Consider the following 26019-nt stretch of genomic DNA (forward strand, 5'->3'; position numbering starts at 1 on the left):
CTTCCACCATGGCACCTCCTGCGGCGCCGTGCCCTAGAACGCCACCAGACCCCCTGCCTGCACCGGCCGTGCTGCGCCTCAGCGAGCTGAAACTGCCGCTCGATCACAGCGCCGCCGATCTGGAGGTGGCCATCAGCCAGCGGTTGCGGCTGGCGCCCGGTGAACTGCGCCGCCACCAGCTGGTCAAACGCAGCGTCGATGCCCGACGCCGAGGGGCGATCTCCCTTGTGTATTGCCTCGACCTCGAGCTTGAGGGCGGCGCCAGGCGCCGCCTGCTGCGCCGCTTCGCCGGCGACCCCCACCTGCGTCCCACCCCGGACAGCCGCTACCGGCCCGTGGCCCGGGCCGATGGGACGAGCGAGGCGATGCGGCCGGTGGTGGTGGGCGCCGGCCCCTGCGGTTACTTCGCCGCCCTGCTGCTGGCCCAGATGGGTTGGCGGCCCCTGCTGCTGGAGCGGGGCAAGGTGGTGAAGGAGCGCACGGCGGACACCTTCGGCTTCTGGCACGGACGGCGCCGCTTCGATCCCGGCTCCAACGCCCAGTTCGGCGAGGGAGGGGCAGGCACCTTCTCCGACGGCAAGCTCTACAGCCAGGTGAGTGAAGAGCCCACCTACATCCGCAAGGTGCTCGAAGAGCTGGTGGCCGCAGGGGCCGACCCCGACATCCTCACCCTGCACCACCCCCACATCGGCACCTTCAAGCTGGCCACGGTGGTGCGGGGGCTGCGGGCCCGGATCGAGGCCCTGGGCGGCGAGGTGCGCTTCGGCCAGCACGTGGTCGAGCTGCTGTTGGAGGGCGGGACCGACCGGCAACTGGCCGGTGTGCGCCTGGCCGACGGCACGGCCATCGCCACCCGGCATCTGGTGCTGGCGCCGGGCCACAGCGCCCGCGACACCTTCCAGATGCTGCATGGCCTGGGCGTGGCCATGGAGCCGAAAGCCTTTGCGGTCGGGGTGCGGATCGAGCATCCCCAGGTCCTGGTCGACCGGGCCCGCTGGGGGGAGGCCGCCGGCCATCCGCGCCTTGGACCGGCCGAGTACAAGCTGGTGCACCACTGCAAAGGGGACGCCACAGCTGGCCGTAGCGTCTACAGCTTCTGCATGTGTCCCGGGGGCCTGGTGGTGGGCGCCACCTCGGAGGAAGGCTGCGTCGTCACCAACGGCATGAGCCAGCACTCCCGCCGGGAACGCAATGCCAACAGCGGCCTGGTGGTGCCCGTGAGCCAGGAGGATCTGGCGCCCTACGGCCAGCCGGGGGCGGAGGCCCTGGCCGGGATGGCCTTCCAGCGCCACTGGGAGCAGCAGGCCTTCCGCGTCGGCGGTGGCGACTACCGGGCGCCGGCCCAGTGGCTGGGGGATTTCCTGGCCGGTCGCGCCAGCCAGGAGACGCCTCTGGGAGCGGTGGAGGGGTCGTACCGGCCCGGGCTCCGCTTCGGCAGCCTCGATGGCTGCCTGCCGGACTATGTGCTTGAGGCGATCCGGGAGGCCCTGCCGGTCTTCGCCCGCCGCATCCCGGGCTATGCGATGGAGGGAGCCTTGCTCACCGGCGTCGAGACGCGCACCTCCTCACCGTTGCGGTTGCAGCGTCACCCGACGCGGCTTGAAAGCCTCAACACCCCGGGGCTCTTCCCCGCGGGGGAAGGGGGAGGCCACGCCGGCGGCATCCTCTCGGCCGCGATCGACGGCATCAAGGTGGCCGAAGCCGTGGCCCTCAGCCTCTGCGCGCCGGCGCTGCCTGGGACACCACCCCACTCCACTGCACGGCCTTGACCCGATCACGGCGCCAGGAATGGAAGAGCTGCGGTTCGGCTGTCGTGCAGAGCGGACAGAGGGCCATCCGCTCCGGCGCCAGGCCCAGGCGCTGCAGCTGCAACGCCGTGGCCCGGCGGATGTCCAGCCGATCCTTGCCGGGGTCCGGATCCAGCAGCAGGGCACCACAACGTTCGAGATCCGCCAGGGCGCCATCCGGCGCCGGGCCGGGGGCGCCGGGCGCCTCCAGGGCGGCCGCCACCTGCAGGGTGACGGCGCGCTCCACCTGGTAGCGGACGCCATCCACGGCTGGCCCGAGCGCCACCAGCAGCTGGTCCCGGCTGGCCCCGTCCGCCACCAGCGCTTCGATCGCCGCCGGCACGATCCGTGCCGCCACGCCACGCCAGCCGGCATGACAGGCCGCCACCCGGCCGCCGGCGGGGTCGACGATCAGCACCGGGGTGCAGTCGGCGCCGCACACCCAGAGGCTCTGGCCGCCGCCATCGCTGCGCAGTCCATCGGCCTCCGGCCAGGGGGCCGCCTCGGCCTCCCCGGCGGCGAGCACGGTACCGCCATGCACCTGGCGGGTGCGGTGCACGCTCACACCGGCACTGATCTCCCCGGCCAGCTCCTCCGGCTCACGGCCCTGCCACTGGCGGGTGAAGAAGCCGTGCTCAAAACCGGCCAGCAGGTCGCACTGGAGGTAATGGCCGCCGTAGGTGCCCACCCAGGTCCAGCCGGGCAGGTCGTTGAAGCCCGCATCGGGCCGCTCGAAGGGGGGCTCGAGCGCCTCAGCCATCCGGCAGGTCCCGCAGCAGCCAGAAACCCTCGAGACTCGGCGCCTCCTCACTGGCCTGGATGGCGATGAACTGCAGACCGCCGGCCCGCTCCCGGGCCTCCGCCAGCGCCGTACTGGCCAGCCGCGCTTCCTCCTCCGGCAGGCGGGCCAGGATCCAGCGGTCCTCCAGCCCGGCCTCCAGCACCAGCTGACCGGCGCAGACCTCCAGCCGCGCCGGCTCCAGGCCGGACAGCCAGCCGGCGATGGCCAGGGCCCGCCGGCGGCTGAACAGCCGGATCCCCGGGACGGGAGTGGCGGGATCCAGGCCCTCGGGCAGGGCCACCAGGCCGGGGAAGGCGATCTCCCAGCCGCCGGCTTCGGCCAGGGTGGCGGCACTGAGGGTGGCCCAGCTCCAGGTGTCGCCCCGGGCCGCCTCCGGCAGGGGCAGCGCCACCGGCGCGATCGGCTGCGGCGGCGGGGCCAGGGGACCGGCCATGTAGCCCGGCTCCTGGGGATAGACGGTCGCCTCCCGCTCCCGCAGCCACTCCACCAGGCCGTAACAGCGCCGGCTCGGCACCAGCTCCAGACCAAGCCCTTCAGCGGCCCGCTGCACCATGGCGCGCATCGAGCCGCGCCAGCAGCGCAGCCGCCGCGGTGGGCCGTAGCCCTGGGCGGCGGCGTCCTTGATGGCCGTTTCGATCGCGCCGCGCAACCACTGGGAATTGACGCTGGCGGCCGGACAGGCCATCGACCAGCGGAAGGGTTCCGGCGCCGGCTGCAGCCCTGCCGTGGTGCAGATCAGCAGTTCCCAGCGCTTCTTGCCATCGGCCTCCAGGATCGGCCTGGAGTAGTAGTCGAGTTCCCAGTCAGGGCCAGGCGCCTGCAACGCTCCGCTCATCCTGCGTCCTGTTCCTGCTGGCGCAGCAGCGAACGGGCCCTGTGGGCCCGGTCCTCAGCCTCGGCCATCACCGTCTCCTTGGCGATCAGCAGCTCGCCGGCCGGACCTTCCAGCAGGGCCGTGTTGAGGGCGATGCGGCCCCGGGCGGGATCGATGGCGGTGATCAGGGCCTTGATGGCCTCCCCCTGCTGGAAGGCCTCGCGCAGGTCGCGCAGGACGCCGCCGGTGATGCAGGAGTGGTGCAGCAGGCCACTGACGCCGCCCAGATCGACGAAGTAGCCGTAGGGCTTGACCGAGGCCACATGACCTTCCACCAGCTGGCCCACCTCCAGGGTGGCGAAGCGGGCGGCGGTGGCGGCACGCTTCTCGGAGAGCACCAGCTTGCGGGTCTCGGCATTGACCTCCAGGAAGGCGACCCCCAGGGTCTGGCCGACGAGGGCCTCATGGTTCTCGCCCTCGTTCAGCTGGGAGCGGGGGATGAAGCCGCGCAGCCCCTCCAGATCGCAGGTGACGCCACCGCGGTTGAAGCCGCTCACCTTGACCTGCACCACCTTGCCCTCCTTCTCCAGCTGGCGCACCTTCTCCCAGCTGTGGCGCAGGGCGAGGGCACGGGCGCTGATGGTCACCATGCCATCGGCGTTCTGCTCGCGGGTGACGAGCACCTCGATCGGCAATCCCTTGGGGAAGCGCTCCTTGAGGTTCGTGATCACCCCGAGGCCGCACTCGCTCTTGGGCATGAAGCCGGGGGCCTTGCCACCGATGTCCACATAGACACCGTCGCTTTCCATGCCGATCACCACCCCCTTGACCACCTCTCCGGTGGTGCCGACCGGAGCGTTCTCATCGAGGGCGGCGAGGAAAGCCTCTTCATCGAAATCGAAGTCATCCACGGTGCGGGCCTGGCGGGACGCCGCCGCAGGCGCGGCGTCGGCGGCAGCACGGCTGGCCGCAGGTGCCGAACCGGCGCGGCGATCGGACGCCGGGCCGAGCAGGTCGGCCATGGTGAGGCCTTCGAGGCCATCCATGCTGAAGCGATCCTCGTCCGCCGGGGGGGACGAGGGCGGGCGCACAGGCGGGGCGGCCGGGCTCGACGCGGCAGGAACAGGGGGTGCTTCGGCCACCACCTCCTCCTCCTTCTTGATCATCAACACCTGGGGGGGTTTGCGCAGCGGCGCCGGGGCCGACCCGGAAGGCCTCGCCGGCGGCATCGGGCGCTGGGCGGGGTTCCTGGGCTGACGCGGCGCGGGGTTGCCGGTTCCTGCCATGGAGGTCCTCAGCGAAGCACGGGGCTCCACACTGTACGAATCACCCGTTGAGGCCGATGCCCCCCAGCACCGAGCGACGCCTCGCCAGTCTCAGCTGGACAGCGGTGCGTGACCAGGCCGCCCGACGGGGCAGCACGGTGGTGTGGCCGTTCGGAGCCATCGAGCAGCACGGCCCCCTGCTGCCCCTGGGCACCGATGGCCTGTTCGCCGAACGGGTGGCTGAAGCGGTGCTGGAGCGGCTCGACCCCGACCTGCCGATCTGGCGGCTGCCGCTGCAGAGCATCGGCTTTTCACCGGAGCACCTGGGCTTCCCGGGAACCCTCAGCCTCCCGGCCGATCTGGTGATTGAGCTGGTGCGCAGCGTGGGCAAGGGGATCGCTGCGGCGGGCTTTCAGCGGTTGGTGCTGTTCAACGCCCATGGCGGCCAGATCGGCCTGCTGGAGGCGGCGGCGAGGGAACTGCGGGTGCTGGAACCCGGCCTGGCGGTCCTGCCCTGCTTCCTCTGGCGTGGCGCCGATGGCCTGGCAGAACTGATTCCCGAACCGGAACGCAGCACGGGGCTCCACGCCGGCCTGGCGGAGACCAGCCTGATGCTGTTTCTGGAGCCGGCCACCGTCGGGCCCGTGCCCGCCGCCGACGGACTGGCCGCCTCGCCACCACCTCCCACCGGCTGGAGCCTGGAGGGGGCCTGCCCCTGTGCCTGGCTCACGGAGGAACTGAGCTCCAGTGGCGTCATCGGTGATCCCAGCGATGCCAGCGACGACCTCGGCCGCAAACTCTTTCTGCGCCTGGTGGGCAGCTGGGAGCGGCGCCTCGACGCGCTGGTACGCAGCGACTGGCCACCGACTTCCGGCAGAGCATGACTAGAGTCGTCTGATTGCCTGAGCCTGCGGTTCCCATGCCCACCCTCGAAACCACCACGACCGTTGATTCCGCACTGGGCCCGCTCGAGGGGAACGAACTTCCCGACTTCACCACCGCCACCTACAAGGACGCCTACAGCCGCATCAACGCGATCGTGATCGAAGGCGAGCAGGAGGCCCATGACAACTACATCTCGCTGGGGACGCTGCTTCCCGACCAGGCCGAGGAGCTGACCCGTCTGGCCCGCATGGAGCTGAAGCACATGAAGGGCTTCACCGCCTGCGCCAACAACCTGGGCGTCACCGCCGACATGCCCTTCGCCCAGGAGTTCTTCTCCCCCCTGCGCAACAATTTCCAGGCGGCCCTCAAGGACGGCAAGGTGGTCACCTGCCTGCTGATCCAGGCCCTGCTGATCGAAGCTTTCGCCATCTCGGCCTATCACATCTATATCCCTGTGGCCGATCCTTTCGCCCGCAAGATCACCGAAGGGGTCGTCAAGGATGAGTACACCCACCTCAACTACGGCCAGGAGTGGCTCAAGGCCCACCTGGAGGAGTCCCGCGCCGAGCTGGAGCAGGCCAACCGCGACAACCTTCCCCATGTGCGTCGGATGCTCGATCGGGTCGCCGCCGATGCCGCCGTCCTGCACATGGAGAAGGAAGACCTGATCGAGGATTTCCTGATCGCCTACCAGGACGCCCTCACGGACATCGGCTTCACCCCTCGGGAGATCGCCCGCATGGCTGCCGCGGCCCTGGTGGGCTGAGCCAACGGCTCAAGCTCAGCGGGAGAGGATGTAGCGTCGGCGACATCCGGCCCCATCAGCGCCGCCGCATTCCTGTTTCTGCATGTTCGGCCTCATCGGTCATTCCACCAGCTTCGAGTCGGCGCGCAACCTGGCGCGAAGCCTCGGTTTTGAGGAGTACGCCGATGGGGATCTGGACATGTGGTGCAGCGCTCCGCCCCAGTTGGTGGAAAGGATCAGCGTCACCAGCCCCACGGGCAAGCGCATTGAAGGGGCCTACATCGACTCGGTGTTTGTGCCCGAAATGCTGAGCCGCTTCAAGACGGCGAAGCGCAAGGTGCTGAATGCCATGGAGCTGGCCCAGAAAAACGGCATCGACATCACCGCCCTGGGTGGCTTCACGTCGATCATTTTCGAGGACTTCAAGCTGCTCAGGGAGCAGCAGGTGCGTGCCACCACCCTGGACTGGCAGCGCTTCACCACGGGCAACACCCACACCGCCTGGGTGATCTGCCGCCAGGTGGAGGAGAACGCCCCACGGCTGGGCATCGACCTGCGGCGGGCGAAGGTGGCCGTGGTGGGCGCCAGCGGTGACATCGGCAGTGCCGTCTGCCGTTGGCTCTCCCAACGCACCGGCGTCCAGGAACTGCTGCTGGTGGCCCGCCGGCCCCAGCCCCTGGCCGATCTCCAGCAGGAGCTGGGCGGTGGCCGCATCCTTGCCCTGGACGAGGCCCTGGACGAGGCGGATGTGGTGGTGTGGGTCGCCAGCCTGGCCCAGGCCAGCAGCCTCGATCCCAGCCGCCTGCGCCGTCCCTGCCTGATGATCGATGGCGGCTACCCCAAGAATCTGGACACCAAGGCCAGCGGCGATGGCATCCACGTGTTGAAGGGGGGCATCGTCGCCTTCGGCTCCGACATCGGCTGGCAGATGATGGAGGCGGCGGACATGGCCAACCCCCAGCGTGAGATGTTCGCCTGCTTCGCCGAAGCGATGCTGCTGGAGTTCGAAGGCCTGCACACCAACTTCAGCTGGGGCCGCAACAACATCACCCTGGAGAAGATGGATCTGATCGGCGCCGCCTCACTTCGCCACGGTTTCCAGGCCCTGAGCCTGGAAACCCCAGCACCGGTCCCCAGCCTCTCCTCGACCTGATTTCCTCTCCACCTTCTCCGTCCCCTGCTCCTCCAACCATGGCCCGCCGCGTCCTGCTGGACTTCGAGAAACCACTGGTGGAGCTGGAGGAGCAGATCGAGCAGATCCGCCAGCTGGCCCGCGATTCCGAAGTCGATGTGAGCCAGCAGCTGCTGCAGCTGGAAACCCTCGCCACCCGGCGCCGCGAGGAGATCTTCAACTCCCTCAGCCCGGCCCAGAAGATCCAGGTGGCCCGCCACCCCCAGCGGCCCAGCACCCTCGATTACATCCAGGTCATCACCGACGAGTGGATCGAGCTGCACGGCGACCGCCGCGGCAACGACGACCGCGCCCTGGTGGGCGGTGTGGGACGCATCGGCGACCAGGCGGTGGTGCTGCTCGGCCACCAGAAGGGCCGGGACATGAAGGAGAACGTGGCCCGCAACTTCGGCATGGCCTCGCCCGGTGGCTACCGCAAGGCGATGCGGCTGATGGACCACGCCGACCGCTTCCGTCTGCCGATCCTCAGCTTCATCGACACCCCCGGCGCCTACGCCGGGGTCAAGGCCGAGGAGGAGGGCCAGGGCGAAGCGATCGCCGTCAACCTGCGCGAAATGTTCCGCCTGCGGGTGCCCATCATCGCCGTGGTGATCGGTGAGGGGGGCTCCGGCGGCGCCCTCGGCATCGGGGTGGCCGATCGGCTGCTGATGTTCGAGCACAGCGTCTACACCGTGGCCAGCCCCGAAGCCTGCGCTTCGATCCTGTGGCGCGATGCGGCCAAAGCGCCCGCCGCCGCCGAGGCCCTGCGCATCACCGCTGCCGACCTGCTGCAGCTGGGGCTGGTGGATGCCCTGCTGAAGGAACCCTCCGGGGGCAACCACTGGGCGCCGATGCAGGCCGCCGAGACGCTGCGCGCAGCCCTGCTGGGGCAGCTCGCCGAGCTGCAGACCTGCAGCGAATCCGCCCTGCTGGAGGCCCGTTACGCCAAGTTCCGGCGCATGGGCCAGGTTCTGGAGGGGGCGGCGACGGATCCCGCCTTCGCGCCGTAGGGTTGAGCCACTGCCTGCCTGCCCGTTGCCCGCTGCCCTGATCACCGGTGCCTCCCGCGGCATCGGCGCTGCCGCCGCCCGCCGCTTTGCCGCCGAGGGCTACGACCTCCTGCTGGTGGCCCGAGGCCGTGCCGATCTCGATCAGCTCGCTGAGGACCTGCGCGGGACGAGCCGGCGCGTCGAAACCCTGGCCCTTGACCTGACCCAGGTGGAGGCCATCCCCGGCGCGATGGCCGAGCTGCTCGGGCGAGGGCTGCAACCTTCGGTCGTGATCAACAACGCCGGTGCCGCCTGGACCGGCCCGTTGGCGGCCATGCCCATCGAGCGCTGGCAGTGGCTCCTGCAGCTCAACCTCACCAGTGTCTTCCAGGTCTGCCAGGCGGTGCTGCCCGGCCTGCGCCAGGCCGGTGGCGGTCGGATCATCAACGTCAGCAGCCATGCCGCCCGTCATGCCTTCCCGGACTGGGGGGCCTACTGCGTCAGCAAGGCCGCCCTGGCATCCTTCAGCCGCTGCCTTGAGGCGGAGGAACGGGCCGCCGGCATCGCCGTGAGCACCCTCACCCTGGGGGCGGTGAATACACCTCTCTGGGACAGTGAAACCGTCCACAGTTCCTTCGACCGACGTGCCATGCTTTCAGCGGAGCAGGCGGCTGAATCCCTGCTCTACCTTGCGCGGCAACCCAACAGCCAGACGGTTGAGGACCTCACCCTGATGCCAGCCGCCGGAGCCTTCTAATCCCCCCTATGACATCCACCCTTCCCAGCGGCCTCAGCGCCCGTCAGGCCGCTCCCGTCACGACTCCCATTCCTGTCAGCCTGCGGATCCGCGAGCGACTGCAGAAGGAAGGTGTGCCGTTTCTGGCCAACGACAACATTTCCGAGCACCTGCGCGAGGGAGAGCTCGACCAGCTGGAGATCGAAGTCGCCGGCAAGGTGCGCGACCTGCTCCGCAGCCTTGTGATCGATATCGATAACGACCACAACACCGAGGAGACGGCCGAACGGGTGGCCAAGATGTATCTCCATGAGGTGTTCAAGGGTCGCTACCACGAGCAACCCAAGATCGCCAGCTTCCCCAACGTGAAGCAGCTTGATGAGATCTACACGGTGGGGCCCATCTCCATCCGCTCTGCCTGTTCCCACCATCTGGTACCGATCCTTGGCAACTGCTGGATCGGGATCAAGCCCGGTGAACGGGTGATCGGCCTTTCGAAGTTCTCCCGGGTGGCCGACTGGGTGTTCTCACGGCCCCACATCCAGGAGGAGGCCGTGATCATCCTCGCCGATGAGATCGAACGCCTCTGTGAGCCCCTCGGCCTGGCGATCCTTGTCAAAGCCCAGCACTACTGCATGAAATGGCGCGGGGTGAAGGAACCCCAGACCAGCATGGTGAACTCCGTCGTGCGCGGTGATTTCCGCCACGACCCCAGCCTCAAGCAGGAGTTCTTCGAACTCGTGCGTCAGCAGGAGTCCATGCTCGGCAACTGAGCCGCTGGCCGGCGCTCAGGTTCCCGGCCGGCCCATGATCGGCCCCACCACCTGGGACACGCTGCGCTGGCTGCCGGACGCGGTCGGAACGGCCACCACCACCATCACCTGGTAGGCCACGTCCGCCGGCGTCAGAGCATAGGTGGGGCCGCTGGCCCCCTCAATGAGCTGCCAGTTGCGACGGCCGGGGGCCAGGCGGTACCAATGGAACGCACTGGGGGGAAGGGCCGTCAGCAGATCTGCCGTGGCCGTGGCCTGCAGCAGGGCCCCCTGACGGGCCTCCCCCTGCAGCAGCAGCTGGTTCAGCCCAGCGATCCGCTGCTCCACCGCCCCTTCGATCTGCTGGTCGCCGGCGATCTCCTGGCGCAGCACCTGGATCTGCTGCTGGGGGTCGGCCGTGATCCCCGGCACACACTGCAGTGTCCCCTGCACCAGCTGGCAGCCCACCAGGTCCTGGGCCTTGAAGCCGGCACCTGGCCCGATCACAAGCAGCAGGCCCAGGGGCAGGGCGGCACGAACGCTGAGGGCGCGACGAAGGAAGGACAAAAGGGGCTCAGGGAGTCGGACTGCACCGATCCTGCACCCGGCAGCGCCAAACGCCAATCAACCGGTGGGGGATCCACGCACCGCCGCCAGCAGGGCCGCGACCCGGGCCAGGTTCTTGACGCCGGGGCGATCCTCCAGGGCACTGGAGGCATCCAGACCATCGGGCTGCAGGCGGTCCAGCAGCTCGGCCACCGTCTCGGGGCCGACGCCACCGGCCAGCCACCAGGGGAAGGCCGGGCGGAAACCTTCCAGCCAGTCGGTGGGGATCCGGTGCCCGGTGCCCCCCAGCTGGCCGGGTTGCCAGGCATCGAGTAACAGGGCCTCCACCACCCCGGCATAGGCGGCCGCCAACTCCAGATCCTCGGGGGTGCGCACCCGCAGGGCCTTCCAGAGGCGGACACCCAGTCGCTGGGCCAGCTCGCGGCAGCGCTCCACGCTTTCACGGCCATGCAGCTGCAGCACCGCATGACCCCGGCCCGCGCCCAGTTCCTCCAGCTGGTCGTCGGAGGGATCGGCCACGACCAGCACACCGAAGCAGTCGCCACCGCCGCCGGCCATGGCGGCGAAAAGCTCGGGCCGCTGCGCCGGTGGAACGAAGCGGGGCGAGCTGGGAACGGCGATGACCCCGATCGCGTCCACCCCCATCGCAGCGATGGCGGTGGCCTGGGCCGGCTCCCTGAGCCCACAGACCTTCAGCAGCGGGGAGGAAACCAGAACCAGGTCGGCCGGGCCGCCTTTCTAGGATGGACGCGATCTCTCCGGCCACGGCCGGATCACTGCCCGGACGGTGCCCGTGGGTGAAGGCTGGCAATTGCTGACGATCCGCGGCATTCCCCTGCGCATCCACCCGAGCTGGTTCGTGATCCTGCTGCTGGCCACCCTGGGGTTCCAGCAGCAGTACGCCCTCAGCCTCCGCGGCCAGCTCTCGCCGGCGGCGCTCTGGGCCGTGGCCCTGGTCACCTCCCTGGCCCTGTTCGTTTCCGTGCTGCTGCATGAACTGGGCCACTCCCTGGTGGCCCTGCGGCAGGGGGTGAAGGTGAAATCGATCACCCTCTTCCTGCTGGGGGGGGTGGCCAGTGTGGAGCGGGAATGCTCCACCGCCCGCGGTGCCCTGATGGTGGCGGCGGCAGGACCGGCGGTGAGCCTGGTGCTGGGCATCGGCCTGCTGGCCTCCACCCATGCCGCCAGCCACCTCACCCCGGTGCTGGGCCAGGTGGTGGAACGGCTTGGCGCCCTCAACCTGATCCTGGGGCTGTTCAACCTGCTGCCCGGCCTGCCCCTGGATGGGGGTCTGATCGTCAAGGCCCTGGTCTGGGAGTTTTCCGGCAGCCAGCGGCGGGGTGTGGAGGTGGCCAATGCCTGCGGCCGGTTCCTGTCGCTGTTCGCCGTGGGGATGGGCACGGTGCTGCTGCTGCGGGGTGGCGGCATCGGCGGAGCCTGGCTGATCCTGCTGGGCTGGTTCGGCCTTGGGGCGGCCCGCAACCAGAAGCAGATGCTGGTCGTCCAGCAGGCCCTCAAGGATCTCAAGGTCAGGGATGTGGCACAGCGCCGCTTCCGGGTGCTGGAGGCCGACACCAGCCTGCGGGAGCTGAGCCGGATTCGCCTCGGCACCGCCCCACCGATCGCCGAGGCCGGCGAGGGTGCCGCACCGGCCGCAAAGGACGCCAACGGCCCAGCGGAGTGGCTGCTCGTCTGCGACCGGGGCCGCTGGCAGGGGGTCATCGACGACACCCCCCTCCAGGCCCTGCCGGTGCAGACCTGGGACAGGGAACGGGTGGGCGACCATCTCCAGCCCCTCTCCAGCCTGCCCTCGATCCCCGAATCGGCCCCGCTCTGGCAGGCCGCCCTCCAGCTCGAAGACGGCGACCACCAGCGGCTTCTGGTCCTGAGTCCGGCCGGTCTGCCCTGCGGCACCGTGGAGCGTCCCGAACTCGGCGACGCGGTGCTGAAGAAGCTGGGCCTGCGGCTGCCCGCCAATCTGCTCTCCGCCGCCCGGCGTGAGAACGGCTACCCCCTCGGCATGGCCCTGGGTCAGGTGGCCCGCGGCATGGTCAGCTCGGGGGAGGTGTCCCTGCTCACCGACAAGGTCGCCCGATAACACCCCAGGCCTTGGGCGATCACAGCCAGCTCCGCGGAGCTGAGGGGCGCGACCTCCGAGAACGGCCTCCCTTGGGAGCCGCCGCCATGGCCGCCCTCGGCGACGCCCCCAGCCAGCAGGGGCAGCCAACGGGCTGCCGACCGGTACAGGTGCTGCTCGAGCTGCTCCCCGTTCAGCGGCAGGGGATCGAGCTGCGGAGGTTCGCCGCCGAACACGTCTTGCCAGAGGGCGGGGCAAGGGTCCAGCTGAATCGAGCCATGCTGCAGCAGGTGGCCGCCGCGCCACAGCTGGGCACTGCCCACCCGCTTGGCGCCGCTGGCGTGCACCAGATCGGCGGCGGTGCTGGTGGCGAAGCAGCTGCTGCGCTGCAGGCTGGCCGCCTGGCGGCCGCTCCGGAGCGGCTGGCCCATGTCCGCGAACGCCTCCACCAGCCAGGCGAGGGCACGGCCGTAGACCTCGGTACGGGATCCCTGCGGCCGGGGCCACACCAGGGCGTAGGTGAGATCGCCGCCGTGGAGCACGGCCCGGCCGCCACTGGGCCGGCGCACCAGCGCGAGGCGCCCCTGACGCACCAGATCGCTCCAGTGGGGCTCGAGGCGCCGCTGGTGCCAGCCCAGGGAGAGGGTGGGCCGCGACCAGCGGTAGAGACGGAAGGCCGGCGCAGGAACCACCACGGACGCGGGCTTCGCGGCCGCTGGGCCCTCCAGCAACCAGGCATCAATGGCCATCTGCCAGGCCCCATCGAGCTGGCAGGGTGCGATCCAGCGAACCGGCGCCGCCGGCTGGACGGATGGGGCGGGCTGCGTTCTCATGGCTCCTGTCCGCCCAGCCCATGGCCACGTCGCTGATCTGGAGTCTGCTGCCCCTGCTGCCCCTGGGGCTGGTGGCGGGCCTCCTCTCCGGGTTGCTGGGCATCGGCGGTGGACTGATCTTCTCCCCCCTGCTCTTGCTGCTGGGCCTGACGCCCCACCAGGCCCTGGCCACCAGCACCCTGGCGATCGTGCCCACCACCCTCGGGGGCACGGTCGCCCATGTACGCAGCGGAAAGCTCACCTGGCCCGGGGGGGTGGCGATCGCTGGCGGGGCCGCCCTCAGCGCAGGGCTGTTCAGCCACCTGGGCCAGGGCCTCGCCGGCTGGCAGCTGCTGAGCCTGCAGGCGGCGCTCTATGCCCTGCTCACGGGACTGGTCAAACCCCGCAGCCAACTGGCCCCGGCACGCGAGCAGGAGCCACGCCCCCTGGCCCTGGCCCTGGTGGGGGCCCTGGCGGGGGTGGCGGCCGGCCTGCTGGGGGTGGGCGGCGGCCTGGTGATGGTGCCGGTGATGGTGGCGGGGCTGGGCATGCCCGTGCACGGGGCCATCCGGTATAGCACCGTCGCAGTGCTGGCCTCCTCCTGCAGCGCCTCGCTGGCCTTTCTGGCCGACGGCCGGGCGAATCCCCTGGTGGCTCTGGTGCTGGGGGGCACCGCGGCCGTGGCGGCCCAGTGGTCGGCCAGCCGACTCGAACGGGTCCGGGAGGAGCGACTGGTATGGATGCTGCGGGCCATCACCCTGGTGCTGGCCGTGGACAGTGGCCGCCGCGCCGTGGGCCTGTGGTTTGAGGCTCAGGGGATCACACTCCAGAAACCGGGGTCGAGCTCGTAGCCGAGCACAGCGGCCATCTGGCCCAGGTTGGCGCGGCACTCGATGCCTCCTGCGGCCGCCCAGTGGTCGAGGAGGAACAGGCGCTGGGTGATCCAGAGCTCCAGACTCTCGGGGGCGAAGCGGATCCCCTCGGTGGGGCTGAAACCATGGGGCAGCAGCATCGCCACATGGCGGGTGAGCTGACCGCTGCTGCGCTCCAGGACCAGGGGCAGCCAGGGATGGAGAGCATCGGCCCGCAGACTCCACAGCCGCAGTTCGGCGATCTCCGAGAGTTCGCGTGGGTCTTCTGCGTCCCGGGGCCAGGCGAAATCGATCTGCAGTCCGCTGGCGGCGGTGAGCAGCGCGGCCGGTGCCAGCGACGCCAGGCCCGCCAGGGGAGAGAGATCGAGCCCGCGCACCTGGTCGGCGGACACCTTCAGGGGCTCGAAGCAGGGTGGGGGCGCCATCAAGAGCTGTGACAGGGCAGGGCCTCAGGCTGGACCGTAGCTCGCGATGGCCGAAGAATGGGTCGGTCAAACTCGATCCACCGTCACGGATATGGTCACCCCGATCAACCAGGCCGAAGTGCTGATTGCCCTCGTCGTGGCGGCCCATGCCGGCGTGCTGGCCGTGCGTCTCTGCTTCAGCCTCTACAAAGCCTGAAGCTGCAGGGGCTGCGCCCTTGGCAAGGGGCGTACAGGCTGCTACAAGCAAAGGGCTCGCAGCCTTTCCTCAGGTGCGCCAGACCCAGCCCCAACCCTCCCGGCGCCAGTCTTCCGCTGCCAGCCGTTCCACCGGCCGCTCGCGCCGCCCCTCGGCCCTGCGTGCGGCACCGGAAGGCCCGGTCGCCCCGCTCCCCTGGCGTCCACCTACGAGCGCCGTTTCCTCGGTACCGTCGCCCCATTCCCCCGCCGAAGCTGGGGGGTGTGGCATGGAAAGCCAGCTGCTCTCCCTGTCCGCCGAGCGGCAGGAGCTGGTCTGCAGCCTGATCGGGCTGGCGGTGAAGCTGGGGCTCATCGGCCTCACCGGCGTGAGCCTGTTCCAACTCGCCGGCGCCTACCAGCAGCGCATGGAGAGCCAGGGGGAGATCTCGGCCGTTCTGGAGATCGAGAACGCCAAGCTGGTCAAGGCCAGGGAACGTTTCGATGACCTGTTCATGGTGGAAGGCGAGCAGCGCCTGATCCGGGAACAGAGCCAGTGGATCGCCCCGAACCGACTGCGGGTGATCTGGCAGTCGAAGCGTCCGTTTCCAACTGTTGACTCCCCCGCCTCCGGTTCCGGAAACCAGGGCGCCCGTCCGTAGGTTGGGGCCCCCTTCGCCCCCGGACCATCCCCGCCATGGTGACCCTCTCCGGTGACCCCGCCCTCTCTCCCGCCCGCAGCGGCGTTCCCGGGACGGCCCTGATCACCGGCGCCTCCTCCGGTGTCGGTCTTTTCGCCGCCAAGGCCCTGGTGGATCGCGGCTGGCACGTGGTGATGGCCTGCAGGGACACCGACAAGGCCCGCCGGGCCCAGGCCGCGCTGGCCATTGCCGATGACGCGGTGACCCACCTGAAGGTGGATCTGGCCGACCTCGATGGTGTGCGCGGCCTCGTCGACGCCTTCCATGCCACCGGCCGCCCCCTCGATGCCCTGGTCTGCAACGCGGCGGTCTACCTGCCGCGGCTGAAGCATCCGGAACGCTCTCCCCAGGGCTACGAGATCTCCATGGCCACCAATCACTTCGGCCATTTCCTGCTGATCCACCTGCTGCTCGACGACCTCAAGCGCTCCAGCCACCCCTCGCGGCGCCTCGTGATCCTGGGCACCGTCACCGCCAACTCCAAGGAGCTGGGGGGCAAGATCCCCATCCCCGCTCCCGCCGACCTGGGCGATCTCTCCGGCTTCGCCGCCGGCTTCAAGGCCCCGATCGCCATGGCCAACGGCAAGAGCTTCAAGCCCGGCAAGGCCTACAAGGACAGCAAGCTCTGCAACATGATCACCACCCAGGAACTGCACCGGCGCCTGCATGTCAGCACCGGGATCGTGTTCACCTCCCTCTACCCCGGCTGCGTGGCCGACACCCCCCTGTTCCGGCACACCCCGCGGGCCTTCCAGACCATCTTTCCCTGGTTCCAGAAGAACATCACCGGCGGCTACGTGAGCCAGGCGCTGGCGGGGGAGCGGGTGGCGCAGGTGGTGGCGGATCCGGAGTTCGCCAGCTCCGGCGTGCACTGGAGCTGGGGGAATCGCCAGACGAAGGGGGGCAAGCAGTTCAGCCAGGAGCTCTCGGAGAAGGCGAGCAACCCGGTCACCGCCCAACGGATGTGGGACCTGTCCCTGCAGCTCGTGGGCCTCGCCTGAGGCGACCGCCGGGACGGAGACATTGCGTCGGAATCTGCCGATTCAGACGCAGGCCGAGCTGGAGCCGCTAGATGTCATTCAGTACCACCTCGGAGTCGATGGCCCGCACGCTGCGCTGGGGAGTGGGACTGCTGCTGGTCGTCAGCCTGTCGATCGGTGCGTTCCTGCTCCTGCCGTTCCGCTCCTGGTTGCCCGGCGGAACAGTGGGGGACGTGCCGCTGAGCCAGGTGGTGAACGGCACGGCGTTCAATCGTCTGTTTCCCAAGCCCGACGACGGCGACCAGCTCGTGTTCACCCAGGAGAAGCGTGGCTTCAGTGAGGCCCGGCTCAAGCATGGCGGCCAGGTGAAGGCCCTGCTGGCCATCTCCGATGTCACCACCGCACCGGAGGCACGCCGCAAGTTCGAGACCAGCCAGAGCCGGCTGCAGGGCTGGCCGCTGGTGGAGCAGGGTCCCCAGGCAACCGCCCTGCTGGTGGCCGACCGCTTCCAGATCAAGGTGATCGGCCAGGGCGATGGGCTGGAGGCCGAGCAGCGTCAGGACCTGATCGGCCGGTTCAACCTCCGGGGCCTGGCGGCTCTGAAGTCGGCCAGCGCCCCCCGGGCGAGCCTGCCCAGCGGCCCAGACAGCGCCGGACGCCAGAGCCTTGAGCGACGGGCGGCCATGGAGCCCGTGTCATGAGCTCCGTTCTCGAGCGCCTCGATCGCCTGCCCCGCCGCAACCTGACGGTGCTCGCCATCAAGGGCCTCAGCACGCTCGTGCCCGGCGGCTGGCACAACATCACCAGCGCCGACGATCTGATCAGCGACGTGCTGGGCAGCAGCGATCCGGAGCTGATCCGCCAGGTGCGCGCCCGGGCCGACGCCTTGAGCCGGGCCCGCCACGAGGGCTATGGCCGTGCCCTGAGCCTGTACGACGCCGTCAACCGGTCGCAGAAGGCTGCCGGTGGACTGCGGCTGCTGGCCAACATCGGTGGCGCCCTGCCGCTGGTGAAACGGGTCGCCGATCTCACCCCCACCAGCGAGACCCTGCAGGCGGCGGATCTGAGCCTGAAGGTGGCCGCCGAGATGCTGGCCTTCACCCAGGTGAACGGACTGCCCGGTGACAGTTTCGGCGACTTCGTCGCCTCGTTAAGCGAGTACGCCGGCGAAGCCCGGGTGAGGATGGCCGCCCTGATCTGCTTCGATGCCCTCCTGCCCCTGGGCGATCAGGCCCTGCAGCGACTGAACAGCCTGCTGGGGGGCGTCGACAAGCGGGACCTGCACCAGCTGCCCGCCTACGCCGGGATGGCCAAGTTGCTGCCGGGACGGGGCGATGGGGCCCACCTGACCTTCCTGCGCCGGGGCGTGGACCAGTGGCTGGGCTGGGCCGGCGGATTCAGCAGCCAACTGGGTCTCACCGGCCAGAAGGCCGTGCAGGCCCTGGAGACCACCCTGGGCCCCTGGCAGGGGGGCTTCCAGCAGATGGCCACCTTCCTTGATGCCTTCACCGACACCTACCAGCACACGGGCGTGCAGGCGGTGGCCCGCCGGCTGGTGGAACGGGCCGCAGCGGAAATCTGAGGGACGCACGAGTGGTGCGCTGCCCCAGGCCCGCACCACCTAGATCGACAGCATCTTGACCCCCAACGCCATCAGCACCAGACCAGCCAGCATTTCCACCTTGCTGCCCAGCTGACCGGAGAGTCTGCGGGCCAGGAACAGGCCCAGGTAGGTGGAAACGAAGGCCCCCACACCGATGGCCGTGGAGTAGAGGCCAATGGGCTTGTTGACAATGCCCAGAGAGACACCAACACCCAGGGAATCAATGCTGGTGATGGCGGAGACGAACAGAATGCGCAGGGGTCCGTGCACTTTCACCTCCTGCGCCTGTCCGCCTTCGTCGTGTTCTTCCCGGTAGGCCGCCCAGCACATGTGCGCCCCCACGGCCACCAGCAGGGCGAAGGCCACCCAGTGGTCGACATCCATGATCAGCTTGCGGGCGATGCGGCCGAGCAGAAAACCGATCGCCGTGGCCAGCCCCTCCGACAGGCCAGAACAGAGGGCAAAGAACAAGGCCCGCCGCCAGGAGAAGTGCCGGAACCCCAGGGCGATGGCCGCCGAGAAGGAATCCACACTCAGCACTGCCGTGAACAGCAGCAGCTCCAGGATCATTCTTCGGCGGCATAGGGCCTGACCCTAGCCGTCCCCCAGCAGAGCGAACCTGGCTGGATCAGCAACGGGCCACACAGGCTCAATCAAACCCGAGCAGGTCGAAGATCTCCCGATCCTTGAGCGATTCGGCCTCCAGCGGTTCCACGTCGGTGAGCATCTTGCGGGCCAGGCTCAGGTATTCCTGCTGCACGGCCTCCACTTCCGGTGTGCTCTCCATCTCGAAGATGGTGCACTTCTTGAGCCTTGATTTGCGAATCGCATCGACGGTCTTGAAGTGGGCCATGGTGCGCAAGCCGGTGCGCTCGTTGAACTTGTCAATCTCATCGGTCTGCTCCGAGCGGTTGGCAATCACCCCGCCCAGGCGCACCTTGTAATTCTTGGCCTTGGCATTGATCGCCTGCATGATCCGATTCATGGCAAAAATCGAATCGAAATCGTTGGCGGTCACGATCAGGCAGTAGTGGGCGTGCTGGAGGGGCGCTGCGAAGCCGCCGCAGACCACGTCACCGAGCACATCGAAGATCACCACGTCGGTGTCCTCAAGCAGGTGGTGCTCCTTGAGCAGCTTGACCGTCTGGCCGGTCACGTAGCCACCGCAGCCGGTGCCGGCCGGGGGACCACCGGACTCCACACACATCACACCGTTGTAGCCCTCAAAAACAAAGTCCTCGGGCCGCAGCTCCTCGGTGTGGAAGTCGACGGTCTCGAGGATGTCGATCACCGTCGGCACCATCTTCTTGGTGAGGGTGAAGGTGGAATCGTGCTTGGGGTCGCAACCGATCTGCAGCACCCGCTTACCCAGCTTGGAGAAGGCGGCGGACAGATTCGAGGAGGTGGTGGACTTGCCGATGCCGCCCTTGCCGTAGACGGCGATCACCAGCGCCCCCTCCTCGATGTTCATCGACGCGTCCTGATGCACCTGCAGGCTGCCCTCGCCATCTTCGCGAGGGTTGGCGGTGGTGCTTGAGGGAGACGTGAGTGTGGTGGTCATAGGAAGAACAAGGGGAAGCCGGCGCACCGGCGGATCACTCGTAAGGAAACAGCCTGCTCAGATCGGATCCCGGCTGTCGGGGGATCACGCAAACCGAAACATCGCCAGAGAGGCCCTCATCGGCTGAAGTGGGCCTTGGCGTCGTAGAGGGCTTCGGCATCAATGCGCGCCAGGCCCCGTTCGCGGGCGAAGGCTTCGGTGTTCTTGCGCACCTTGCCCCGCACGAAGAAGGGAATCTTGGCGAGTTCCGCCTCCCCGTCGGCCGTCCAGAGGCTTTCGAGCGCCTCGCGCACAGCGTCGGCGGCCGTGGTGGTGCCGGGAGCCGGGACAGGGGCGGCGACAGGGGCCGCAGCCGCCTCGGGCTCACCCGTCCCCGCCGCCGTCGGGGCGCCGTCACCCAGATGGCTGCGGTGGCCGTCGACGAATTCGAAGTCGTGGCGGAACATGCCGATCAGGTGCTCCTCCAGGCCCATCATCAACGGGTGCACCCAGGAGTCGAAGATCACGTTGGCCCCCTCCCAGCCCATCTGGGGGGAGTAGCGGGCCGGCACGTCCTGGACGTGCAGGGGGGCGCTGATCACGGCACAGGGCAGCCCCAGACGCTTGGCGCTGTGGCGCTCCATCTGGGTGCCGAGCACCAGTTCCGCCGCCGCCTCGCCCATCGCCTTCTCCACCACCAGGTAGTCGTCGGTGATCAGGGCCTCCAGGCCCAGCTCGGCGGCCGCGGCCCGCACCTCCCGGGCCTGCTCGCGGCTGTAGCTGCCCAGGCCCACCACCTGGAAGCCCAGTTCCCTTGAGGCGATCCGGGCGGCGGCGATGGCGTGGGTGGCATCGGCGAAGATGAACACACGCTTGCCGGTGAGGTAGGTGGAATCCACCGACCGGGAATACCAGGGCAGCCGGGAGCGGCGCTCGGCCTCGCTGGGTTGCCCCTCCACGGTCTGCAGATCGGCCGGAAGCTCAAGATCGAGCACGCCGTGCAGCTCCCGCAGGAAGGTGGCGGTGGCGCCGATGCCGATCGGCACCGTGCGCACCACCGAGGTGCCGAAGCTGCGCTCCAGCCAGCTGCACACCGGGCCGGCCACTTCCGGGTAGAGGCAGACGTTGGCATCGGCCGTGGGGATGCGCTCCAGGTCGGCGGGCCGGGCCCCCAGGGGCGCCACCACCGCCACATCGATGCCGTGCTCGGCCAGCAGCCGGGTGATCTCCAGCACGTCGTCGCGGCAGCGGAAGCCCAGCAGGCTGGGGCCCAGCAGGTTGACCCGGGGCCGGCGGCCCTCCTCGCGCCAACGGGACGGGGAGGGCTTGGGGGTGCCCGGCGCCGGCAGCTGGGGTTTGAGCAGGGTGCGCACCAGTTGGTAGAAGGTCTCGGCCGCCCCCCAGTTCTCCTTCTTGGAGTAGGCGGGCAGCTCCAGGTTCACCATCGGCACCCCCAGGTTCATGCCGGCGGCCAGGGCGCCGGGCTGGTCCTGGATCAGTTCGGCGGTGCAGCTTTCCCCCACCAGCAGCGCTTCGGGCTGGAAGCGCTCGACGGCCTGGCGGATCGAGCGCTGCACCAGCTCGGCGGTGTCACCGCCCAGGTCCCTGGCCTGGAAGGTGGTGTAGGTGACGGGGGGCCGCAGTCCCCGCCGCTCGATCATCGTGAACAGCAGGTCGGCGTAGGTGTCGCCCTGGGGGGCATGGAGCACGTAGTGCACCCCCTCCATGGAGGTGGCGATGCGCATGGCACCCACGTGGGGGGGGCCTTCGTAGGTCCAGAGGGTCAGTTCCATGGGGGTCTCAGGAGAGCTGCAGCAGGGCCCGGCGCCGCAGGGGGCGGGCAAAGAGTTCGGCCAGTTCACCGGCCTGGTCGCAGCCGTGGATCGGACTGAACACCAGTTCGATCGACCACTTGGTGGCGATGCCCTCGGCCTCGAGGGGATTGGCCAGCCCCAGGCCGCAGAGCACCAGGTCGGGGCGGGCGGCCCGCACCCGCTCCAGCTGCAGGTCCACGTCCTGGCCCTCGCTGAGCTGGGTGTCGGGGGGGAGCAGGGCCAGGTCGGCGGCCATCAGCTGGCGGTCGAGGTAGGGGGTGCCCACCTCCACCAGCTCCATGCCGCATTCCCGGCTCAGGAAGCGGGCCAGGGGGATCTCCATCTGGGAGTCGGGCAGCAGGAACAGCCGCTTGCCGGCGAGCACCTCCCGGTGGGGCTCCAGGGCGCGGCGCCCCCGCTCCACCAGGGGGTCGAGCACGGCGTTGAAGCGGTCGGTGGGAACGCCGAAGGCATGGGCGGCGGCGGCCATCCAGTCGCGGCTGCCCTCCACGCCGAAGGGATAGGGGGCGCTCAGCAGGGTGGCGCCCCGGTGCTGCAGGGCCCGGGCGGTGGCGCTGAGGAAGGGCTGGGCGAGCAGCACCCGTGTCCCCTTGCCCACGGGGGGCAGGTCGGTGGAGCGGCGCGGCGGCAGGCTGCGCACCGTGGTGATGCCCAGCCGCTCGAAGATGAGCCGGAAGCGATCCTCCACCGCATCGGCCAGGGTTCCCACGATCAGCAGCTGCTCCTCATCGGAGGAGGGCAGCAGGGGCAGCATGGCCAGCAGGGCGTTGTCCTCCCCCTGGGTGAAGGTGGTCTCGATGCCGCTGCCGGAGTAGTTCAGCACCCGCACCCGTCCGAGGAGCTGGGTGTTGAGCCGCTCCGCCGCCTTGGCCAGGTCGAGCTTGATCACCTCGCTGGGGCAGGAACCCACCAGGAAGAGGGTGCGGATTTCGGGCCGACGCTCCAGCAGGTCCTTCACCAGGCGGTCGAGCTCCTCGTTGGCATCGGCCAGGCCCGCCAGGTCCCGTTCGCCGAGGATCGCCGTGCCGAAGCGGGGTTCGGCGAAGATCATCACCCCCGCCGCCGACTGGATCAGGTGGGCGCAGGTGCGCGAACCCACCACCAGGAAGAAGGCGTCGGGCATGCGGCGGTGCAGCCAGACGATGGAGGTGAGGCCACAGAACACTTCCCGCTGGCCGCTCTCCTTGAGAATGTCCGGGGGCGATGGCTGAATCGGTGGAGCGGACACACCCATGGAGGGGATCGCCAGGTATCGAGCTTCCATGGGTTAGCGGGGCAGACGTGGTCTGCGGCCGACTGCGTTACATCTTTTCGGGATCGTGTGCGGATTCCAGCGCTCAGAGGCGGCGGCGGAACCCTTCGCTGAAGCCGGCGCTGCGATCCTCGCGATCACCATCGGCGCTGCGGCTGAGTTTCCAGACGTTGCGCCCCAGGCGCCGGGCCCTCAGCCCACCCCGCTCCACCACCGCTGAACCCGGGCGGGCCCCCATCAGCTGGGCCACCTCGGCGGTGGTCAGGGGGGCGCCGGTGCGGATGGCCAGGTCGGTGATCTCGAGCCGCTGGCGCAGGCTGGCCAGATCGACCGGATGATCCGCTTCGCCGGACTCCTTCCAGTCGCCGAAACCGTCGGCGCCGACGCTGCCCATGCGACGCATCAGACCCAGACCGATGAAGGCGAGGGCCTGCTCCGGCCGCACCCCCTCATCCAACGCACGGGTGATCCATTCCGACACGGTGTCCTGGTCCAGGGAGGGCCGCAGGGGATGTGTCTCGCCAGCGACCCCGACGGCAGGGGATTCACTGGTGGAAGACGGGGCGGAAGCGGTGCGCCGGGTGGTCATGGTCGCGCCTGTGAAGGTTGTACCGGAAGGTATCGGTTGCCATCGGTCTCGCAAGGGTCTCTGGGCTCTGAAGCCCCTCTGAAGCAGATTGAACAAGGGGTTTCAATTCGCTCTCTACGCCTGGACATTTCGGTGCCCCCAAGACATGTCTCCGCCCCGTCTGCATGGACCGTTCACTCCATCGGCCCTGCGAACATTTCTCCTCGCACCCACGGTTCGACGCGCCGGCTTCCCAGGAGAAACCCATAGAGATCGCCCCGTTGTCTGGTGGGTGGGGGTGCGGCTGGTGAAGGACCATTTTCAATGCCACACCTATTTCATTGCCAACGGATCCGACGGCGTCCTGATCGATCCAGCCTCGCCGCTCACCATCGAAGGCACCCTGGCCAAGCAGCGCACCAGCACCGATCTCGGCGCGCCCCCTTGGCTGATCTGCCATCACTCCGACCCGGACATCTGCGCCGCCCTGCCGCGGCTGGGCGGCGTCCTGGTACACCCTGACGTGCACGTGGTGACCGAGTGGCGTGCCAACGCCCTGATCCGCCATTACGGCCACCGTTTCTCCACCTATCTGGTGGAGCAGCACAACTGGTGCCTGCCCGTGCAGGGGGATCGGCGGCTGGAATTCCAGCTGACGCCTTATCTGCACGTCCCGGGGGCCATGGTGTCTTTTGACACCTTCAGCTGAGTGCCGGCCTGGCCCGCATCCGCTGCCGCTGGCCCCGGATCGAGCGCATTGCCCCCCAGCACGGTCACATCGTCGCGGCCTCCATCGTCGATGAGGTGTTCCGCGCCCTCGGAGCCATGGACTGCGGGGTGTATTGCCTCGCCGACGCGGACATGGATCTGAAACGGCTGCTGCGCATCGCCGAAGCGCGGCGGCGCCTAAGTGATGCCCTCATGCATCAGAGCAGTCCCCTCAGCATGGTTCGGGCCATGGGCACCATCCTCGAATCCTCCGGTCAACCCGGGGAGTGCGAGTTGTCCGTGAACATGCCCATCGACGGCTGGCACCACATCTGCCTTCTCGGCTATCCCGCCATGGTGCTGGCCCTGAAAGGTGAGGGAGTGCAGCACCAGTTCGATCCGGATATGGAGCGGATGCTGCGGGAGTTCGCCGAGTCGATGCGCCCATGGATGGACCATCTGCTGGAGGATCAGGGCAAGACCCTGGAGGTGGCCCGCCCGCAACGTGGCGGCCCTGAGCGATCCGCTCACGGGTCTCGGCAACCGGCGCGCACTGGCCGAGGCGAAACTGCCATCGGCTTCTTCGCTGATCGAGCTGGACCTCGATCATTTCAAGCAGGTCAACGACTCGTTCGGCCACGATGCCGGCGACCAAATTCTCATGCAATTGTCCCGGGTCCTGAGGGCGTCGGTGCGGGAGCAGGACCAGAGCTTCCGCCTCGGCGGCAAGGAGTTCCTGGTGCTGCTGCCGGAGGCCGACCAGGCCACCGCCCTTCTGGTGGCTGAACGGATCCGGCTCTCTGTGCGGCAACGCGATCTTGAGGGCGTGGCCCCCGATCGCCGCCTCACGGTCAGCCTGGGGGTGAGCACCCAATCGGTCCAGCTCAGCTCCGAGTTCTCCGAGGTGATGGATCTCGCCGATCAGGCCCTCTATGCGGCCAAGGGAGCGGGCCGCGACCGGGTGTGCGCCGCCGATGGCCTCTCCCTGAGCCACCGCCAAGCCGGAGCCGCCCCCGGCGGGGAGTACCCTCCAATCCTGGAGAGCCAATGGTGGCCACCAGGGATCCCGGTGCTTCCACCCCCGGTGATCGAGACGACCGTCCTTTCCGGGAGTAGGCGCCTGGCGCCGTGATGGATTCGCAGGCTGCCCGTTCCTTCCTTCGCGACGACCGGTCGGACGCCAGGAGACGGGCCGCGAACCTGCGCATCACCGGCACCGATGTGAGCGGCGAGGCCTCCGGAGCCAGCTGCGTGATCACCACCGACAGCGAAGGCCGGCGTCTGGCGCGCCAATCCAGCCACGTGCAGTCGATCGAACTGCGCACCTACGTCTTCCTGGATTCGCTCCAGCCCCAGTTGGCGTCCTACATGGGCACGGTGTCCCATGGCTTCCTGCCGATTCCCGGCGATGCCTGCCTGTGGCTGGAGGTGTCGCCCGGGATGGCGGTGCACCGGGTGACCGACATCGCCCTGAAGGCCAGCACGGTGCGGCTCGGCCAGATGGTGGTGGAGCGTGCCTTCGGCTCCCTGGCCCTCTACCACCGCGACCAGAGCAATGTGCTCCACTCCGGTGACGTGGTGCTGGAGGCCATCGGCAGCCGGGTGGAACTGCGCAGCCGCTGTGAGGTCACCTGGACCGAGATCATCCGGGCGATCACGCCCGACCATGCCGTGCTGATCAACCGCCAGAACCGCCGCGGCTCGATGATCCAGGCCGGCATGAGCATGTTCATCCTCGAGACCGAGCCAGCCGGTTACGTGCTGATAGCCGCCAATGAGGCGGAGAAGGGCTCCAACATCACCGTGGTCGACGTCAAGGCCGTCGGCGCCTTCGGCCGCCTCACCCTGGCGGGCAAGGAGGGCGATGTGGAGGAGGCCGCCGCCGCTGCGATGCGCGCCGTGGCCCAGATCAACGCCGGCGCCGGCGCCTGATCACGGCCGGACCGGGGCGGCTGAACG

At 69.1% G+C, this 26019-nt stretch carries 30 protein-coding genes; 17 read left to right on the plus strand and 13 right to left on the minus strand.

Translation table 11 applies throughout. The features are described from left to right. The first annotated feature begins 68 nt into the window (after window positions 1–68). Window positions 69–1769: an NAD(P)/FAD-dependent oxidoreductase gene (locus KUG43_RS12995; RefSeq protein ID WP_216909686.1), complete on the plus strand. Its 1701-nt coding sequence runs from the start codon at window positions 69–71 to the stop codon at window positions 1767–1769. On the opposite strand, the gene pgeF is transcribed toward KUG43_RS12995, so the two are convergent. Genes pgeF through KUG43_RS13010 form a run of 3 tightly spaced genes read right to left on the minus strand, consistent with a single transcriptional unit; the run spans window position 1711 to window position 4689 of the window. Further along, window positions 1711–2547, minus strand: coding sequence for a peptidoglycan editing factor PgeF (gene pgeF, locus KUG43_RS13000; protein WP_216909688.1), 837 nt, complete (start codon window positions 2545–2547; stop codon window positions 1711–1713). The two genes, KUG43_RS12995 and pgeF, sit on opposite strands and share 59 nt — an antisense overlap. Further along, window positions 2540–3424 carry a Tab2/Atab2 family RNA-binding protein gene (locus KUG43_RS13005; protein ID WP_216909690.1) on the minus strand — a complete coding sequence of 295 codons (885 nt, stop codon included), beginning with the start codon at window positions 3422–3424 and terminating at the stop codon, window positions 2540–2542. Before KUG43_RS13005 ends, pgeF begins: the two co-directional genes overlap by 8 nt. Then, a complete protein-coding gene (locus KUG43_RS13010) occupies window positions 3421–4689 on the minus strand; it encodes a S1 RNA-binding domain-containing protein (RefSeq protein ID WP_216909692.1) in 1269 nt (422 codons plus the stop codon). The genes KUG43_RS13005 and KUG43_RS13010 overlap by 4 nt, the downstream gene beginning before the upstream one ends. Window positions 4690–4745: 56 nt before the next feature. Between KUG43_RS13010 and KUG43_RS13015 the strand changes: the two genes are divergently transcribed. The 6 genes from KUG43_RS13015 (at window position 4746) to folE (ending at window position 9967) form a co-directional block, all read left to right on the plus strand. Further along, window positions 4746–5552 carry a creatininase family protein gene (locus KUG43_RS13015; protein WP_216909694.1) on the plus strand — a complete coding sequence of 269 codons (807 nt, stop codon included), beginning with the start codon at window positions 4746–4748 and terminating at the stop codon, window positions 5550–5552. A 35-nt stretch (window positions 5553–5587) separates the two neighbouring features. Continuing rightward, complete coding sequence (locus KUG43_RS13020) at window positions 5588–6319, plus strand: aldehyde oxygenase (deformylating) (protein ID WP_216909696.1); 732 nt, start codon at window positions 5588–5590, stop codon at window positions 6317–6319. Between the two features lie 82 nt (window positions 6320–6401). Next, window positions 6402–7451, plus strand: coding sequence for a long-chain acyl-[acyl-carrier-protein] reductase (locus KUG43_RS13025; RefSeq protein ID WP_216909698.1), 1050 nt, complete (start codon window positions 6402–6404; stop codon window positions 7449–7451). A 38-nt stretch (window positions 7452–7489) separates the two neighbouring features. After that, window positions 7490–8479 carry an acetyl-CoA carboxylase carboxyltransferase subunit alpha gene (locus KUG43_RS13030; RefSeq protein ID WP_216909700.1) on the plus strand — a complete coding sequence of 330 codons (990 nt, stop codon included), beginning with the start codon at window positions 7490–7492 and terminating at the stop codon, window positions 8477–8479. A 25-nt stretch (window positions 8480–8504) separates the two neighbouring features. Then, window positions 8505–9215, plus strand: a complete 711-nt coding sequence (locus KUG43_RS13035; protein ID WP_216909702.1) for an SDR family oxidoreductase — start codon at window positions 8505–8507, stop codon at window positions 9213–9215. An 8-nt stretch (window positions 9216–9223) separates the two neighbouring features. Then, the gene (gene folE / locus KUG43_RS13040; protein WP_216909704.1) at window positions 9224–9967 is read left to right on the plus strand and encodes a GTP cyclohydrolase I; all 744 of its coding nucleotides are present in this window, start codon (window positions 9224–9226) and stop codon (window positions 9965–9967) included. Between the two features lie 15 nt (window positions 9968–9982). On the opposite strand, the gene KUG43_RS13045 is transcribed toward folE, so the two are convergent. Beyond that, window positions 9983–10513 carry a hypothetical protein gene (locus KUG43_RS13045; RefSeq protein ID WP_216909706.1) on the minus strand — a complete coding sequence of 177 codons (531 nt, stop codon included), beginning with the start codon at window positions 10511–10513 and terminating at the stop codon, window positions 9983–9985. Between the two features lie 57 nt (window positions 10514–10570). Beyond that, complete coding sequence (locus KUG43_RS13050; protein WP_502988616.1) at window positions 10571–11227, minus strand: phosphoribosylanthranilate isomerase; 657 nt, start codon at window positions 11225–11227, stop codon at window positions 10571–10573. 79 nt (window positions 11228–11306) lie between these two features. Between KUG43_RS13050 and KUG43_RS13055 the strand changes: the two genes are divergently transcribed. After that, window positions 11307–12611, plus strand: coding sequence for a site-2 protease family protein (locus tag KUG43_RS13055; RefSeq protein ID WP_216909708.1), 1305 nt, complete (start codon window positions 11307–11309; stop codon window positions 12609–12611). On the opposite strand, the gene KUG43_RS13060 is transcribed toward KUG43_RS13055, so the two are convergent. Continuing rightward, complete coding sequence (locus KUG43_RS13060; RefSeq protein ID WP_216909710.1) at window positions 12545–13423, minus strand: lipoyl protein ligase domain-containing protein; 879 nt, start codon at window positions 13421–13423, stop codon at window positions 12545–12547. The two genes, KUG43_RS13055 and KUG43_RS13060, sit on opposite strands and share 67 nt — an antisense overlap. 20 nt (window positions 13424–13443) lie before the next feature. Here KUG43_RS13060 and KUG43_RS13065 point away from each other — a divergent pair, with 20 nt between their 5' ends. Beyond that, a complete protein-coding gene (locus KUG43_RS13065; protein WP_216909712.1) occupies window positions 13444–14253 on the plus strand; it encodes a sulfite exporter TauE/SafE family protein in 810 nt (269 codons plus the stop codon). Here the strand turns inward: KUG43_RS13065 and KUG43_RS13070 are convergent. Continuing rightward, window positions 14214–14699, minus strand: coding sequence for a CRR6 family NdhI maturation factor (locus KUG43_RS13070; protein ID WP_216909714.1), 486 nt, complete (start codon window positions 14697–14699; stop codon window positions 14214–14216). The genes KUG43_RS13065 and KUG43_RS13070 overlap by 40 nt on opposite strands. Before the next feature lie 91 nt (window positions 14700–14790). On the opposite strand from KUG43_RS13070, the gene psaM reads away from it, so the two are divergent. Then, the gene (gene psaM, locus KUG43_RS13075; protein ID WP_035828799.1) at window positions 14791–14895 is read left to right on the plus strand and encodes a photosystem I reaction center subunit XII; all 105 of its coding nucleotides are present in this window, start codon (window positions 14791–14793) and stop codon (window positions 14893–14895) included. A gap of 69 nt (window positions 14896–14964) precedes the next feature. Here the strand turns inward: psaM and KUG43_RS13080 are convergent, their stop codons facing one another. Then, window positions 14965–15165, minus strand: coding sequence for a hypothetical protein (locus KUG43_RS13080; RefSeq protein ID WP_216909716.1), 201 nt, complete (start codon window positions 15163–15165; stop codon window positions 14965–14967). On the opposite strand from KUG43_RS13080, the gene KUG43_RS13085 reads away from it, so the two are divergent. From KUG43_RS13085 to KUG43_RS13100, 4 genes are all read left to right on the plus strand, one after another. Then, window positions 15164–15535 carry a hypothetical protein gene (locus KUG43_RS13085; RefSeq protein WP_216909718.1) on the plus strand — a complete coding sequence of 124 codons (372 nt, stop codon included), beginning with the start codon at window positions 15164–15166 and terminating at the stop codon, window positions 15533–15535. The two genes, KUG43_RS13080 and KUG43_RS13085, sit on opposite strands and share 2 nt — an antisense overlap. 35 nt (window positions 15536–15570) lie before the next feature. Further along, window positions 15571–16575, plus strand: a complete 1005-nt coding sequence (locus KUG43_RS13090; protein ID WP_216909720.1) for a protochlorophyllide reductase — start codon at window positions 15571–15573, stop codon at window positions 16573–16575. Window positions 16576–16673: 98 nt separating this feature from the next. Continuing rightward, window positions 16674–17255 (plus strand): hypothetical protein, encoded by a 582-nt coding sequence (locus tag KUG43_RS13095; RefSeq protein WP_286194751.1) that lies wholly within the window; start codon window positions 16674–16676, stop codon window positions 17253–17255. Beyond that, window positions 17252–18136, plus strand: a complete 885-nt coding sequence (locus KUG43_RS13100; protein ID WP_216909722.1) for a hypothetical protein — start codon at window positions 17252–17254, stop codon at window positions 18134–18136. Before KUG43_RS13095 ends, KUG43_RS13100 begins: the two co-directional genes overlap by 4 nt. Window positions 18137–18175: 39 nt before the next feature. Here KUG43_RS13100 and KUG43_RS13105 read toward each other — a convergent pair whose 3' ends face one another. The 5 genes from KUG43_RS13105 to KUG43_RS13125 form a co-directional block, all read right to left on the minus strand. Further along, entirely contained in the window at window positions 18176–18727 is a 552-nt protein-coding gene (locus KUG43_RS13105; RefSeq protein ID WP_216909724.1) for a manganese efflux pump MntP, read from the minus strand. Window positions 18728–18806: 79 nt separating this feature from the next. Further along, window positions 18807–19718 carry a ferredoxin:protochlorophyllide reductase (ATP-dependent) iron-sulfur ATP-binding protein gene (gene bchL / locus KUG43_RS13110; protein WP_216909726.1) on the minus strand — a complete coding sequence of 304 codons (912 nt, stop codon included), beginning with the start codon at window positions 19716–19718 and terminating at the stop codon, window positions 18807–18809. A gap of 116 nt (window positions 19719–19834) precedes the next feature. Beyond that, window positions 19835–21490, minus strand: coding sequence for a ferredoxin:protochlorophyllide reductase (ATP-dependent) subunit B (locus tag KUG43_RS13115; protein WP_216909728.1), 1656 nt, complete (start codon window positions 21488–21490; stop codon window positions 19835–19837). A 7-nt stretch (window positions 21491–21497) separates the two neighbouring features. Beyond that, a complete protein-coding gene (locus tag KUG43_RS13120; protein WP_216909776.1) occupies window positions 21498–22766 on the minus strand; it encodes a ferredoxin:protochlorophyllide reductase (ATP-dependent) subunit N in 1269 nt (422 codons plus the stop codon). A gap of 103 nt (window positions 22767–22869) precedes the next feature. Beyond that, on the minus strand, window positions 22870–23373 hold the full coding sequence (locus tag KUG43_RS13125) for a DUF8679 domain-containing protein (RefSeq protein WP_286194752.1): 504 nt from the start codon (window positions 23371–23373) through the stop codon (window positions 22870–22872). Between the two features lie 145 nt (window positions 23374–23518). On the opposite strand from KUG43_RS13125, the gene KUG43_RS13130 reads away from it, so the two are divergent. The 3 genes from KUG43_RS13130 (at window position 23519) to KUG43_RS13140 (ending at window position 25992) form a co-directional block, all read left to right on the plus strand. Beyond that, window positions 23519–24061: an oxygen-binding di-iron domain-containing protein gene (locus tag KUG43_RS13130; RefSeq protein ID WP_216909730.1), complete on the plus strand. Its 543-nt coding sequence runs from the start codon at window positions 23519–23521 to the stop codon at window positions 24059–24061. Window positions 24062–24565: 504 nt separating this feature from the next. After that, a complete protein-coding gene (locus KUG43_RS13135; protein ID WP_216909732.1) occupies window positions 24566–25192 on the plus strand; it encodes a GGDEF domain-containing protein in 627 nt (208 codons plus the stop codon). Next, window positions 25192–25992 carry a BMC domain-containing protein gene (locus tag KUG43_RS13140; RefSeq protein WP_216909734.1) on the plus strand — a complete coding sequence of 267 codons (801 nt, stop codon included), beginning with the start codon at window positions 25192–25194 and terminating at the stop codon, window positions 25990–25992. Before KUG43_RS13135 ends, KUG43_RS13140 begins: the two co-directional genes overlap by 1 nt. Window positions 25993–26019: the final 27 nt, after the last annotated feature.

The organism is Synechococcus sp. CCY 0621 (assembly GCF_019038465.1).
Classification (GTDB): Bacteria; Cyanobacteriota; Cyanobacteriia; order PCC-6307; family Cyanobiaceae; genus Cyanobium.

Bases quoted from the DNA above. Each gene is read 5' to 3' on its own strand.
- folE (WP_216909704.1), top strand. From the start codon at position 9,224: ATGACATCCACCCTTCCCAGCGGCCTCAGCGCCCGTCAGGCCGCTCCC.
- KUG43_RS13120 (WP_216909776.1), bottom strand. From the start codon at position 22,766: ATGGGTGTGTCCGCTCCACCGATTCAGCCATCGCCCCCGGACATTCTC.
- KUG43_RS13010 (WP_216909692.1), bottom strand. From the start codon at position 4,689: ATGGCAGGAACCGGCAACCCCGCGCCGCGTCAGCCCAGGAACCCCGCC.
- KUG43_RS13090 (WP_216909720.1), top strand. From the start codon at position 15,571: ATGGTGACCCTCTCCGGTGACCCCGCCCTCTCTCCCGCCCGCAGCGGC.
- KUG43_RS13130 (WP_216909730.1), top strand. From the start codon at position 23,519: ATGTCTCCGCCCCGTCTGCATGGACCGTTCACTCCATCGGCCCTGCGA.
- KUG43_RS13125 (WP_286194752.1), bottom strand. From the start codon at position 23,373: ATGACCACCCGGCGCACCGCTTCCGCCCCGTCTTCCACCAGTGAATCC.
- KUG43_RS13140 (WP_216909734.1), top strand. From the start codon at position 25,192: ATGGATTCGCAGGCTGCCCGTTCCTTCCTTCGCGACGACCGGTCGGAC.
- KUG43_RS13030 (WP_216909700.1), top strand. From the start codon at position 7,490: ATGGCCCGCCGCGTCCTGCTGGACTTCGAGAAACCACTGGTGGAGCTG.
- KUG43_RS13100 (WP_216909722.1), top strand. From the start codon at position 17,252: ATGAGCTCCGTTCTCGAGCGCCTCGATCGCCTGCCCCGCCGCAACCTG.
- KUG43_RS13015 (WP_216909694.1), top strand. From the start codon at position 4,746: ATGCCCCCCAGCACCGAGCGACGCCTCGCCAGTCTCAGCTGGACAGCG.
- KUG43_RS13060 (WP_216909710.1), bottom strand. From the start codon at position 13,423: ATGAGAACGCAGCCCGCCCCATCCGTCCAGCCGGCGGCGCCGGTTCGC.
- KUG43_RS13005 (WP_216909690.1), bottom strand. From the start codon at position 3,424: ATGAGCGGAGCGTTGCAGGCGCCTGGCCCTGACTGGGAACTCGACTAC.
- pgeF (WP_216909688.1), bottom strand. From the start codon at position 2,547: ATGGCTGAGGCGCTCGAGCCCCCCTTCGAGCGGCCCGATGCGGGCTTC.
- KUG43_RS13020 (WP_216909696.1), top strand. From the start codon at position 5,588: ATGCCCACCCTCGAAACCACCACGACCGTTGATTCCGCACTGGGCCCG.
- KUG43_RS13105 (WP_216909724.1), bottom strand. From the start codon at position 18,727: ATGATCCTGGAGCTGCTGCTGTTCACGGCAGTGCTGAGTGTGGATTCC.
- KUG43_RS13115 (WP_216909728.1), bottom strand. From the start codon at position 21,490: ATGGAACTGACCCTCTGGACCTACGAAGGCCCCCCCCACGTGGGTGCC.
- psaM (WP_035828799.1), top strand. From the start codon at position 14,791: ATGGTCACCCCGATCAACCAGGCCGAAGTGCTGATTGCCCTCGTCGTG.
- KUG43_RS13085 (WP_216909718.1), top strand. From the start codon at position 15,164: ATGGAAAGCCAGCTGCTCTCCCTGTCCGCCGAGCGGCAGGAGCTGGTC.
- KUG43_RS13025 (WP_216909698.1), top strand. From the start codon at position 6,402: ATGTTCGGCCTCATCGGTCATTCCACCAGCTTCGAGTCGGCGCGCAAC.
- KUG43_RS13095 (WP_286194751.1), top strand. From the start codon at position 16,674: ATGGCCCGCACGCTGCGCTGGGGAGTGGGACTGCTGCTGGTCGTCAGC.
- KUG43_RS13070 (WP_216909714.1), bottom strand. From the start codon at position 14,699: ATGGCGCCCCCACCCTGCTTCGAGCCCCTGAAGGTGTCCGCCGACCAG.
- KUG43_RS13080 (WP_216909716.1), bottom strand. From the start codon at position 15,165: ATGCCACACCCCCCAGCTTCGGCGGGGGAATGGGGCGACGGTACCGAG.
- bchL (WP_216909726.1), bottom strand. From the start codon at position 19,718: ATGACCACCACACTCACGTCTCCCTCAAGCACCACCGCCAACCCTCGC.
- KUG43_RS13065 (WP_216909712.1), top strand. From the start codon at position 13,444: ATGGCCACGTCGCTGATCTGGAGTCTGCTGCCCCTGCTGCCCCTGGGG.